Below are 13,203 nucleotides of genomic sequence, written 5' to 3'. Positions count from 1 at the left end.
CGACCCGAATTTCTCCGGTGTGCGGCCGGCGCTACCGATGATGCGTCAACATCGGAGACCAGCGATGCAAACCGCAGAGACCCTCGCGACGGCCCCGGCCCTGCACGATCACTCGACCGGCACGGGCGTCGAGATGTTCCCGGGCCTCTGCCTGGGCGGCTTCACCATGCGCTTCGAGCGCGACGAGGAAATCTTCGGCGAGCAGGAAGAAGCCGACTTCGCCTACAAGATCGTATCGGGCGCGGCCCGCACCTTCCGTGTGCTCAGCGACGGCCGCCGCCAGGTGGTCGGTTTCCACCTGCCGGGCGACGTCTTCGGGCTGGAGCGCGGCGAAACCCACAGATTCTCCGCCGAGGCGGTCAGCGGCTGCGTCGTCGCCCTGGTCCGGCGCACCGCCATCGAGCGCGCCGCGCGCGCCGACGGCGAGGCGGCGCGCTGGCTCTGGGGCCTGGCGGCCGGCGAACTTGAGCGGCTGCAGGACCACGCCATGTTGCTGGGCCGCAAGACGGCGACCGAACGCGTCGCCTCCTTCCTCCTGGACATGGCTGAACGCTCCCCGTTCGCCGGCGGGGTCCAGCTGCTGATGTCGCGAGCCGATATCGCCGACTATCTGGGCCTGACCGTCGAAACCGTCTCCCGCACCCTGACCCAGCTCGAGCGCGACCACATGATCGCCATTCCGAGTTCGCGCCGGATCGTGCTGTCCAGGCCCGAAGCCCTCGCCGGCTGCGACGCCTGACCGGGCCAGACCTGACCGGGCCAGACCTGACCGGGCCAGACCTGACCGGGCCAGACCTGACCGGGCCAGACCTGACCGGGGCCGAGCGAATCTCCGTTTCCGCCCCGGATTGATCCAAGACCACAAACCAACGCGCCGGAGATCGGCAATGTCGTACAAGACGCTCCTGGTGCATGTCGAAGCCGACCAGGCCTGCGACGATCGCATCAAATTGGCCTCGCAGGTCGCCGGCATGTTCGCCGCCAAGGTCGTCGGGCTCGGCTGCGAGGGCTTCGCCCCGGTGATGGCCACCGGCTTCGCCGCCACGGACGGCATGGTCATCGAGGCCGTGCGCGAGCGGATCGCCATCGACCTGCCCCTGGCCGAGCAGCGCTTCCGCACGCTCGTCGGCAACGCCGAGATCGTGGCGGACTGGATCACGGGCTACGAGTACCCGGCGGCCGAACTCGCCCAGCATGCCCGTGGAGCGGACCTGATCGTCGCCAGCCGCCCCCGGCGCGGCGCCGCGGCCGCCTTCTCCGCCAACCTGCCGGACGTGGTGCTCGAGGCCGGCGTCCCGGTCCTGGTCTGCGCCGACACCCCGGCCAAGCTGAAGGCCGAACACGTGCTGGTGGCCTGGAAGAACACCCGCGAATCGCGGCGGGCCCTGGCCGACGCCCTTCCCTTTCTGATGCGCGCCGACAGGGTGACCCTGCTGACGGTGAGCGGCGAGGCCGAATCCGTCGAGCAGCCAGGGCTGCAAGAGGTGGTCAGCCGGCTCGCCCGCCACGGCGTGGTCGCCGACACCCTGGTGGCGCCGAAAGGCTCGTCCGCCGTGGCCGAGGTCATCGACCGCACCGCCGGCCATCTCCAGGCCGATCTTGTAGTGATGGGCGCCTATGGTCATCCGCGCCTGCAGGAATGGGCGCTGGGCGGCGCCACCGAAGACCTGCTGGCGGCGTCCTCACGGCACATCCTGTTCAGCCACTGAAACCGCTGGCGGCCGCGCCGCAGCTCCGACGGCGGACGTGCCGGTTTGCTGGCGTCCCCGGCGTGACTCGAACACGCGACCCCAGGTTTAGGAATCTACCTAGAGTTTATAACCGGCGATAACCGATTTCCGCCGATTTTGCTACTACCATATGTTTTGTTTGACTTTTTGCCCGCCGTTTGCACGATGGGCCACGACACGCTTTACGCGAGCCCTGCTTCCCATGTGCTTCCGCGCACCCAGCCCGGGAAGCGTGGAAGCAGCCGGGAAGCAGATCGTGAGCAGACCATGCCCAAGCTGACAAAGACGCTCGTGAAGGATGCTCCGGCTCCCGCCGCCGGCGAGACCTTCATCTGGGACACCGAGGTCAAGGGCTTCGGGGTCCGCATCCGCGCATCCGGCGTGAAGACCTACATCGTCCAATATCGCAACGCCGACGGCCTGAGCCGCAGGATGGTGATCGGCCAGGCTTCGACGCTGATCGCCGAAACGGCGCGCAAGCTCGCCAGAAAGCAGCTCGGCGCGGTCGCTGGGGGGCAAGATCCATCTGCTGAGCGCAAAGCGATGCGGGCCGGCGCCACCGTGTCGGAGATGTGCGATTGGTATCTGGAGGAAGCTCGCGCCGGCCGGCTGCTCAGCCGAAATCGCCAGCCGATGAAGGCCTCGTCGCTTCAGGTCGACGAGTCTCGGATCAAGGAGCACATCAAGCCGCTGCTTGGTGCGCGCGCCATCCGCGCGATCACGCTCGCCGATATTGAACGCCTGCAAGCGGACATCGCCGCCGGGAAATCCGCCGCCTCGAAACGGCGGAAGGGTCGCGGCGGCAACACACGCGGCGGGGCCGGCGCGGCGAGCCGGTGCGTCGCGACCTTACGGGCGATATTCGGGCATGCCGTTCGCTGGGGCCTGATTGGGGCGAACCCAGCCCTCGGCGTGCGCCAACTTCCGCTGGAGCGACGAACCCGCCGACTGTCGGAAGCCGAGATCGTCAGGCTCGGTGAAACCATGCGGTCGCGTGAATATGAGGCTGACCTGCCTGCCGGGCTGGCCTCCATCCAGCTTATCCTTCTAACCGGGTTTCGGCGATCGGAGGCGCTCGGGCTTCGCTATGCTTGGCTCGATGCGCACTGTGTTCGCTTCCCCGACACCAAGACGGGCAAGCAATTGCGCATCATCGGCCAAACCGCCAAGGCGCTGGTTGATCTGCAACGGCAAACGCCTGATCGGGACTACGTCTTCCCGAGCGAACGCAACGACGGGCACCTCATCGCAGCAGATCGCGTGCTGCAGCGCCTATGCGTGACGGCCGAGCTGAGCGGAGTGTCCCTGCATACGCTCCGGCACACATTCGCCAGCGTCGCGGCTGATCTCGGCTACACCGAGCTGACAATAGCCGGCCTTCTCGGACACGCCGCACAAGGTGTCACACAGCGCTATGTTCACGTTGACCGCGCTCTGGTCATGGCGGCGGATCACATCTCCGCTCACATTGCGGATCTTCTCGGACTCAAAGTGATTGATCAACAACCAAGCGTGGAGCCGGTCGCCACGCAGGTTCATCGCGAGGCGCTATCGCCGCCGCGAGAGCTTAACGGGCATGCTATGCCGCGACCAATCGAGTTGGCTACAAGAGGACCTGCCGCGTCTGCAATCAGCGACGCGACGCCGCTTCGACCAATACGAAATGATGTGGACTATGACGAGGCCGCCAGCGCCTATCGCCGCTATCTATCGGCCGCTCCTCTGCCTGGGACAGAGGCGGCCAACCGAGCCGAAGTGTTGAGACTCTTGATCTGCACCTATGAGGAGGCGCGGCGGCCAGCCGCGAACCACCCCGCGGCCGCCCTGATCCGCGTCATGGACAGCCAGGGTAAGACAGAAAGGGATTTGGCCATGCTCGTTGGCGCGATCGGCGCGTCTGAGATCCTTTCAGGCGCGCGAACGCTTACCGTCGACCATCTCCGCCAGCTGCGCTCTGAATGGGGCGTCCCCGCCGCTTCGCTGGTCTAGGCTGCGCCCGAAGCGGGCGAAAGCCTCGACTGCTCCGCGCGCTTCAATCAAGAAGTAGGTTGTCCATTGCGAGCGCATTAGCGGCCACACGCCCCCCTCGGAACCCGCTTGCTTCGTGGCGAAATTCAAAAGGAGCCAGTGAACCGATCTAAGGCGCCTCTGCTTCGAATAGCATAAACCCCAGTCATCGCCCGATGTGTTGAAGATTATTAAGAACAATATTCCTGGTTAGGTTGCAACCCATATGTCAGACTTGAAATCGGATGGGGCGTTAATCTCTCAAGCTTTGCTTTTCTAGGCTTTTACTGCCGTACAGCCAGATTTTCACCCAGTCCGCCCTAACGGCCGTGCATGTTTCGGGCGAGGCGCAAGATATGTCGACGTACTACAACTATTTCGGCGTCGCCATGGCTACCAGCGCAGCTCCCCGCGCCTGGATCCACACGACAGCCTATGGTCAGACCCTCACCGCCGTAGCCGGCACGCCGACCCAACTCAGCGACTCCTATGGCGGCGGCACGTTGATTGGCGGAACAGCCGACTGCAGCTTCTACGTCTCGGACAGCGCCGAGCAGATCAGCGTCGCCTCCTCGACTGTAGTCGACACAGTTTATTCTTGGCGCTCCTACGCCCTGCCGCTCAACGTCAACAACCTGACGCTGGAACAGGCGGGCAGCACCGGCACGGCCAACAGCGCCAGCGACCTGATGATCGCCCTGGCGACGGATGACATCCTCGTCGCGGGTTCCGGAGCCGATGTCATGGTCGACAACGGAGCAGGCGGCGATTTCTTCCAGTTCGGAGGGACCGCGACCCAGGACGTGATCTACGGTTTCCAGGCCGGCGGGGCCGCTCCCGACGTGATTCAGTTGACCAGCGCGCCGTTCACCAGCTTCGCCGACGTGCAAGCTCACCTGACCCAGCTTGGTGCCGACACGCTGCTAACGCTGTCCGCCACGCAACAGGTATTGATCCACAACACGACGGCCACGTCGCTGACCGCGGCGAACTTCGCCCTCGGCGTCAGCCTGGTCGGAGCGACGCCGAGCTTCGATGAGGAATTCAACAGCCTCAGCCTCTATTCGCCGTCGACCGGCAGCGGGATATGGAAGACCAACTTCAACTCGGGAAGCCAGAGCGGAGTCAATTCCTGGACCAGCCGCACCCTACAGCCCAACGCCGAACAGGAGATATATGTCGATCCCAGCTGGGGCGGCAGCGGTACGACGCCGCTCGGCCTGAACCCGTTTTCAATCAACAATGGCGTCCTGACCATCACCGCCAGCGTCACGCCGGCGGCGGACCTCAGCCTGGTCCACAACTACCCCTACATTTCCGGTCTGCTGACGACCCAGAAGTCGTTCGCCCAGACCTATGGCTATTTCGAAATCCGCGCCCAACTGCCGGCCGGACAGGGCGTGTGGCCCGCCTTCTGGCTCTTGCCGGCGGACAACACCTACCCGCCCGAACTGGACGTGATGGAACAGATCGGCGGCGCGACGATCTACGAGACCGCCCACTACCTCAATTCCAGCGGAACGACGGTCGCGGCGGAGTTCACCTCTTACCTGCCCAGCGACACGACCGGCTTCCATACCTACGGGGTGCTTTGGACGCCGACCGTGCTGGCCTGGTACACCGACGGCCTGGAGGTGGCGACGACGCCCACGCCATCCACCATGAACAAGCCGATGTTCATGCTGGTCAACCTGGCCATCGGCGGAACCTGGCCGGGATCGCCGCCGGCCAGTTTCACCTCGGCCCAGTATCAGATCGACTACGTCAAGGCCTACAGCCTCTCGAGCCTCAACCTCGGCGGCGGCGCGGCCCCGAGCGTGGTCCAGACGCCGGGAGCGCCAGTCGCCGCACCGGACGCCTATGGAGTCCTCGCGGGCGCCGGACTGACAGTGGGCGCCACCCATGGCGTCCTGGTTAACGACACCGATCCCAACGGCCTGACCCTCACCGCCGCCCTGGCCCAGAACGGCGGACCGCAGCACGGCAGCCTGACCCTCAACGCGGACGGTTCGTTCAGCTACACCCCGACCCTCGGCTACGCTGGGAGCGACAGTTTCACCTACATCGCTAGCGCGATCGGCGCTTCGAGCGCACCTGTGACCGTCACCCTGACGGTAGTGGCCCAGTCGCCCCAGACCCATGGCGCCACCTATGGCGACAATGCCGGCCAGGGCCTGACTGTGACGGCAAGCCAGGGCGTGCTCGTCGGAGCCTCAGATCCCAACGGCCTCACGCTCACCGCCGCCCTCGCCCAGAACGGCGGACCACAGCACGGCAGCCTGACACTCAACCCGGACGGCTCGTTCAGCTACACTCCGAACCTCGGCTACGCCGGGACCGATAGCTTCACCTATGTCGCCAGCGACAGCCTGACCTCCGGGACCCCGACCACCGTCTCCCTGAACGTCACGGCTCGAGCCCCAACGGCCCAGGCCGCCACCTTCGCCGATAGCGCCGGCCAGACCCTCTTGGTCACCGCCGCACAGGGCGTATTGGTCGGCGCCGCAGACCCCAACGGACTGACCCTCACCGCCGCCCTCGCCCAGAACGGCGGGCCGCAACATGGCAGCCTGACCCTCAACCCGGACGGCTCGTTCAGCTACACCCCGACGCTCGGATTCGCCGGGACCGACAGCTTTACCTACGTCGCCAGCGACAGCCTGGCCTCGGGCGCCCCGATCACCGTCACCCTGAACGTCGCGGCTCGGGCTCCGACAACCCAGGCCGCCACCTTCGCCGATAGCGCCGGCCAGACCCTGACTGTGACCGCATCCCAGGGCGTGCTTGTGGGCGCCGCAGACCCCAACGGACTGACCCTCACCGCCGCCCTGGCCCAGAATGGCGGGCCGCAGCATGGGACCTTGACGCTCAACGCTGACGGCTCCTTCAACTACACCCCGACGCTCGGATTCGCCGGGACCGACAGCTTTACCTACGTCGCCAGCGACAGCCTGGCCTCGGGCGCCCCGACCACCGTCACCCTGAACGTCGCGGCTCGGGCCCCGACAACCCAGGCCGCCACCTTTGGCGATAATGCTGGCCAGTCGCTGACCGTGGCCGCCGCACAGGGCGTACTGGTCGGCGCCGCAGACGCCAACGGCCTGACCCTCACCGCCGCCCTCGCCCAGAACGGCGGGCCGCAACATGGCAGCCTGACCCTCAACCCGGACGGCTCGTTCAGCTACACTCCGAACCTCGGATTCGCCGGGACCGACAGCTTTACCTACGTCGCCAGCGACAGCCTGGCCTCGGGCGCCCCGACCACCGTCACCCTGAACGTCGCGGCTCGGGCTCCAACAACCCAGGCCGCCACCTTCGCCGACAACGCTGGCCAGTCCCTGTCGATCGCTACCGGCCAAGGCGTGCTTATCGGCGCGACAGACCCCAACGGACTGACCCTGACCGCGGCCCTGGCCCAGAATGGCGGGCCGCAACACGGCAGCCTGACCCTGAACGCCGATGGCTCGTTCAGCTACACCCCGACCCTCGGCTACGCCGGGACCGACAGCTTCACCTATATCGCCAGCGACAGCCTTGCCTCGGGGACGCCGACTACCGTCACCCTGAACGTTGCGGCCCAGGCCCCGACGACCCAGGCCACCGCCTTCGCCGACAACGCCGGCCAGACCCTCTTGGTCACCGCCGCACAGGGCGTACTGGTCGGCGCCGCAGACCCCAACGGCCTGACCCTCACCGCCGCCCTGGCCCAGAACGGCGGGCCGCAACATGGCAGCCTGACCCTCAACCCGGACGGCTCGTTCAGCTACACCCCGACGCTCGGATTCGCCGGGACCGACAGCTTTACCTACGTCGCCAGCGACAGCCTGGCCTCGGGCGCCCCGACCACCGTCACCCTGAACGTCGCGGCTCGGGCTCCGACAACCCAGGCCGCCACCTTCGCCGACAACGCCGGCCAGTCCCTGTCGATCGCTACCGGCCAAGGCGTGCTTATCGGCGCGACAGACCCCAACGGACTGACCCTGACCGCGGCCCTGGCCCAGAACGGCGGGCCGCAACATGGCAGCCTGACCCTCAACCCGGACGGCTCGTTCAGCTACACTCCGAACCTCGGCTACGTCGGGGCCGACAGCTTCACCTATATCGCCAGCGACAGCCTGGCCTCGGGCGCCCCGACCACCGTCACCCTGAACGTCGCGGCTCGGGCTCCGACAACCCAGGCCGCCACCTTCGCCGACAACGCCGGCCAGTCCCTGTCGATCGCTACCGGCCAAGGCGTGCTTATCGGCGCGACAGACCCCAACGGACTGACCCTGACCGCGGCCCTGGCCCAGAACGGCGGGCCGCAACATGGCAGCCTGACCCTCAACCCGGACGGCTCGTTCAGCTACACTCCGAACCTTGGCTACGCCGGGACCGACAGCTTTACCTACGTCGCCAGCGACAGCCTGGCCTCGGGCGCCCCGACCACCGTCACCCTGAACGTCGCGGCTCGGGCTCCGACAACCCAGGCCGCCACCTTCGCCGACAACGCCGGCCAGTCCCTGTCGATCGCTACCGGCCAAGGCGTGCTTATCGGCGCGACAGACCCCAACGGACTGACCCTGACCGCGGCCCTGGCCCAGAACGGCGGGCCGCAACACGGCAGCCTGACCCTGAACGCCGATGGCTCGTTCAGCTACACCCCGACCCTCGGCTACGCCGGGACCGACAGCTTCACCTATATCGCCAGCGACAGCCTTGCCTCGGGGACGCCGACTACCGTCACCCTGAACGTTGCGGCCCAGGCCCCGACGACCCAGGCCACCGCCTTCGCCGACAACGCCGGCCAGACCCTCTTGGTCACCGCCGCACAGGGCGTACTGGTCGGCGCCGCAGACCCCAACGGCCTGACCCTCACCGCCGCCCTGGCCCAGAACGGCGGGCCGCAACATGGCAGCCTGACCCTCAACCCGGACGGCTCGTTCAGCTACACCCCGACGCTCGGATTCGCCGGGACCGACAGCTTTACCTACGTCGCCAGCGACAGCCTGGCCTCGGGCGCCCCGACCACCGTCACCCTGAACGTCGCGGCTCGGGCTCCGACAACCCAGGCCGCCACCTTCGCCGACAACGCCGGCCAGTCCCTGTCGATCGCTACCGGCCAAGGCGTGCTTATCGGCGCGACAGACCCCAACGGACTGACCCTGACCGCGGCCCTGGCCCAGAATGGCGGGCCGCAACACGGCAGCCTGACCCTGAACGCCGATGGCTCGTTCAGCTACACCCCGACCCTCGGCTACGTCGGGGCCGACAGCTTCACCTATATCGCCAGCGACAGCCTTGCCTCGGGGACGCCGACCACCGTCACCCTGAACGTCACGGCTCGGGCCCCGACGGCCCAGGCCGCCACCTTCGCCGATAGCGCCGGCCAGACCCTGACTGTGACCGCATCCCAGGGCGTGCTTGTGGGCGCCGCAGACCCCAACGGACTGACCCTCACCGCCGCCCTCGCCCAGAACGGCGGGCCGCAACATGGCAGCCTGACCCTCAACCCGGACGGCTCGTTCAGCTACGCTCCGGCGCTCGGATTCGCAGGGACCGACAGCTTCACCTACGTCGCCAGCGACAGCCTCAGCACCAGCGCGCCCACGACCGTGACGCTCACGGTCACTGCCAGGCCCCCCGCCACCCAGACCGCGAGCTTTGCAGACAACGCCGGCCAATCCCTCTGGGTCGCCGCCGCCCAGGGCGTACTCGTGGGCGCCTCAGATCCCAATGGCCTCACGCTCACCGCCGCTCTATCCCAGAACGGCGGGCCGCAACACGGCAGGCTGACCCTCAACCCGGACGGCTCGTTCAGCTACACCCCGACCCTCGGCTACGCCGGGACCGACAGCTTCACCTATGTCGCCAGCGACAGCCTCAGCACCAGCGCGCCCACGACTGTGACCCTCACGATCGTCGCGAGGGCGCCAACCGCCCAGAGCGCGAACTTTGCCGACAATGCCGGGCACGTTCTCTCGGTCGCCGCCGCCCAGGGCATACTCGTGGGCGCTTCCGATCCCAATGGTCTCACGCTCACCGCCGCCCTGGCCCAGAACGGCGGACCCAAGCACGGCAGCCTGACCCTCAACGCCGACGGCTCGTTCAGCTACGCCCCGACCCTCGGCTATGCCGGGACCGACAGCTTCACCTACATCGCCAGCGACAGTCTCAGCGCCAGCGCGCCCACGACCGTAACGCTCACGATCGCCGCCCGCACACCGAACACCCAGGCTGCGGGCTACAGCATCTCCGGCGACGTAGCCAATACGTTCACCGCCATAGGCGGCGTCCTGTCCGTCGACACCGACAACAACGGCCTGCCGCTCACGGCCGCCCTCGCCACAAATGGCGGACCTAAACATGGCGCTTTGACGCTGAACCCCGATGGCTCATTCACCTACACGCCGACCCTTGGCTATGTCGGGACCGACAGCTTCAGCTACATCGCTAGCGACAGCCTGAGCTCAAGCGCTGCGACGACCGTCACGCTGACGGTCAATCCGCAACACATCATCGGCGGAACCGGGAACGACACCTACAAGGTCTACAACACCGCCGATACCATTACCGTCGCTGCGGGCACGCCCAACGAGAGCGTCATCGCCTATTGCACCTATGTGCTGCCGGCGAACATCCAGCACCTGACCATCAGCGGGTCCGGATTCACCGGAACGGGTAACGCCATCAACGATACCCTGACAAGCACGGGCGGAGCCAACACCCTTGTCGCCGGAACTGGCGTCGACACCTTCAACGTCAACAATGTCGGCGACAAGGTGGTCAACAACACCAGCCAGACAGCCGACGTGATCTTTTCCAGCGTCAGCTATGCTGTGCCGAACGGCGTCAAGGCCCTGGAACTGACCACACCCGGTACGACGGCCACAGCAAATGTGGCCGGCGGCGACACCCTGACCAGCGTCAACGGCGGCGACACCCTCGTCGGATCGGCCAAGGGATCGGATGTATTCGTCGTCTATCATACCAACGACGTGATCAGGGTCGCGTCAGGAACGCCGAACGACACCGTCCAGGCGTGGTCGAGCTTCACGCTTCCAGCCTATGTGGCCAAGCTCGTCGGCGAAGGGACCAGCGCCATAACCTTGGTCGGCAATTCGATGACCGACACCATCACCCCCAACACGGGGGCCGACACCCTGACCGCCGGTAGCGGGGCGGCGACCTTTGTCATCTCGACGGCGGATAAACTCGAAACCATCACCAACTTCAACAATCACGACCAGATCGACATCACCGCCTTCCAAAACGCCGGTTTGACACCGAGCTTCACCGATCATGGAACCTATTCGACAGTGACGTTCTCCGACGGAGACGTGATCTGGCTGACCGGCGTTCACGCCAGCAGCCTTTCCGTGCATGGCCACTACATAATTTGAAACCAGCTCCCCGCGCCGCACTTCGTTCCTGCCGCTTTTTGGCGCCGGGGCCCGACCCCCACTCCCGCAGCCAGGCAAAGCCTCAATACACTCGAAGGCATGGGCGGCCTCGAAACCGGACAAGCTCATCGTCTTTTTGTTCCCTTGGAAGCCCACGACTGTCTCTGGGAAAGGGGGGCGCGCGCCGAAGAGCTTCAAGGCGAGCGGCGTCTCCTTCCAAAAACGCCCGCCTACAAGAACCAAGCGCGGAAGTGGCTGAGCAGATCCAACCATCGGGAAACTTCCGATTGCGCGTCCACCAGACGTGAAGGTCGGCAACCGGCGAGACGGCGATGCGAGATGGAATTAGAGGCGATCTCGCATCTGGAAAGCGGCGTGACCACCGGCGGCGAGCCGGCATTCGATCCCCCGTTTGACGTGTGCCGAACCTTCGCAAGAGATAGAGGTCGATCGTCCAGACCGCACCATTGGATTGGCTGCTAAGGCCAGCGGGAAGAAGTTGTGGATGTGCCGAAGACCGTGGCCATCGCGCTCGTGGAACCGAAGGCTTGGCCAGCGAGAGCATCACCGCGGCTTTCCAGAAAGCCCAACTAAGAAGAGCGCGGCACGGCCTTCGCCTAGCGGCCCAGCGCCAGCCCCACATGGTCCGATAGGGCGGCGCTAGCAGTGCTCGCGGACGCCACGCCATCAATAGCCAAATCCGTTCCAGTCGCGAACAGAGCCATCGCTTGCGCCAAGCCCACGACCGCGCGACCGTCGGCCACTCGTGGGTCCGCCACGAACGTGCCGCCGTGACCATCGTCAGAGAGCACAAAATTGCTGGTGGCGTAGGCTCCCGTCAGGGTTAGGTGGGCAAGGGCGGCCCCGTCCGTTACGGTCAGGGTTCCGCTGAGCCCGCCTTGGAACTGCGTCCAGGACACGGTCTCTGCGGAGCCATAGACGAAGCCGCCGAGGTCTATCTTCTGGCTCGAAAGGGCGAGACCGGCGATCACTCCGGCGAACGCGGTGGGATCTTCCAGCGCTAAGTCCCCGCCACCGCTCACAAAGCTCACAACCGCGCCGCTCGCGACCCTACCTGCAATGTCGGCGACGCCACCGGCCAGGGTAAGACCGCCGCGAACGATCCCACCCGAAGAGACGATTAGGTCTCCTCCACGGCTGACTGTTGCAAAAAGGACGGCGCCGCCCGACTCGACTCTTTCGACGCCGCCGTTCCAGATCCTGGCGAACTTGTCGGAACCGCCGTCTTGGATGACCGCGTATGCGCCATAGCCTATGATGCTGTTACTGGCCGCAGCGCCAGCCTCGACGATTTCGAACCCGCTCTCGACACTGGTCGAATACGCAATCCCACCCGATTTGATGTCGATCTTCCCGCCCGGTAGGACGAAATCGCCCCTAGCGGTTCCACCGCCCGAGACGACTTCGGTCCCACCAACAGTGATCTCAGAGCCGCTAGTGACGCCGCCGGATTGGACATATTCAAGGGAGCCAGATGCGACGAGGTCGCCAATCGCGATCCCCTGCACCAACGCGAAGTCCGCCCTCTCATTGGGCGCCAGCACAGCGTCGGAAACGGTTCCGCCGGCGTCGATAAAAAGCTCGCCGTAGCGGAGTGTGATGCCCGCGGCCGATCCGCCTGGAACAACTTCGAAGCGGCCCGCCCCAAAGCCCGATCCACTGCCAATGTTGACGCCGCTGGCGGTCCCCCCGAGGTATGCCTAGCCTTCGACGGTTCCGCCGCCCACGAGTTCGCCGCCCGCCGGGACATAGGGGTCGCCCCAAAGCAGCCCGCCAGGCTCCAAGAGGATCTGACCGGCGAGCGGTGGAGGGAAAACGCCTTGATAGAGTTGACCGCCCGAAAGGATCTCGACTTCGGAGCCGCTGAGAGCATCCACGTCCATCGCAACCCCGCCGGACTGCACCTGGAGCCCATCCGCGCTGCTGATGGTCAGACCGGAACTGGTGACTCCAGAGGAGACAATCACCGTCGTCATCGCTGCAGATCCTTCGAGCCGGGATCATGGTCTAAGCGACCTGGCGCGCGCATAGCGAGCCGCCGGTTCCTCATCGCCTGTATAGCT

Annotated in this window: 6 protein-coding genes and 1 pseudogene; 4 read left to right on the top strand and 3 right to left on the bottom strand. The window is 66.0% G+C overall.

What is annotated here, in order from left to right:
* Positions 1–64: 64 nt before the first annotated feature.
* Together KCG34_RS21125 and KCG34_RS21120 are read left to right on the top strand one after the other, a co-directional pair.
* A complete protein-coding gene (locus KCG34_RS21125) occupies positions 65–739 on the top strand; it encodes a helix-turn-helix domain-containing protein (protein WP_211937578.1) in 675 nt (224 codons plus the stop codon).
* Positions 740–887: 148 nt separating this feature from the next.
* A complete protein-coding gene (locus KCG34_RS21120) occupies positions 888–1,709 on the top strand; it encodes a universal stress protein (protein WP_211937577.1) in 822 nt (273 codons plus the stop codon).
* Positions 1,710–1,758: 49 nt separating this feature from the next.
* Here the strand turns inward: KCG34_RS21120 and KCG34_RS21115 are convergent.
* A pseudogene (locus tag KCG34_RS21115) lies at positions 1,759–1,843 on the bottom strand.
* 154 nt (positions 1,844–1,997) lie between these two features.
* Between KCG34_RS21115 and KCG34_RS21110 the strand changes: the two are divergent.
* Positions 1,998–3,719 (top strand): tyrosine-type recombinase/integrase, encoded by a 1,722-nt coding sequence (locus KCG34_RS21110; RefSeq protein WP_211937576.1) that lies wholly within the window; start codon positions 1,998–2,000, stop codon positions 3,717–3,719.
* A gap of 374 nt (positions 3,720–4,093) precedes the next feature.
* Positions 4,094–11,119, top strand: a complete 7,026-nt coding sequence (locus KCG34_RS21105; RefSeq protein WP_211937575.1) for a cadherin-like domain-containing protein — start codon at positions 4,094–4,096, stop codon at positions 11,117–11,119.
* 617 nt (positions 11,120–11,736) lie between these two features.
* Here KCG34_RS21105 and KCG34_RS21100 read toward each other — a convergent pair.
* Positions 11,737–12,684 (bottom strand): hypothetical protein, encoded by a 948-nt coding sequence (locus KCG34_RS21100; protein WP_211937574.1) that lies wholly within the window; start codon positions 12,682–12,684, stop codon positions 11,737–11,739.
* 156 nt (positions 12,685–12,840) lie between these two features.
* A complete protein-coding gene (locus tag KCG34_RS21095) occupies positions 12,841–13,116 on the bottom strand; it encodes a hypothetical protein (RefSeq protein ID WP_211937573.1) in 276 nt (91 codons plus the stop codon).
* Positions 13,117–13,203: the final 87 nt, after the last annotated feature.

Origin of the sequence: Phenylobacterium montanum (assembly GCF_018135625.1) — a bacterium.
Classification (GTDB): Bacteria; Pseudomonadota; Alphaproteobacteria; order Caulobacterales; family Caulobacteraceae; genus Poindextera; species Poindextera montana.
This window is presented reverse-complemented; position numbering and strand designations above follow the sequence as displayed.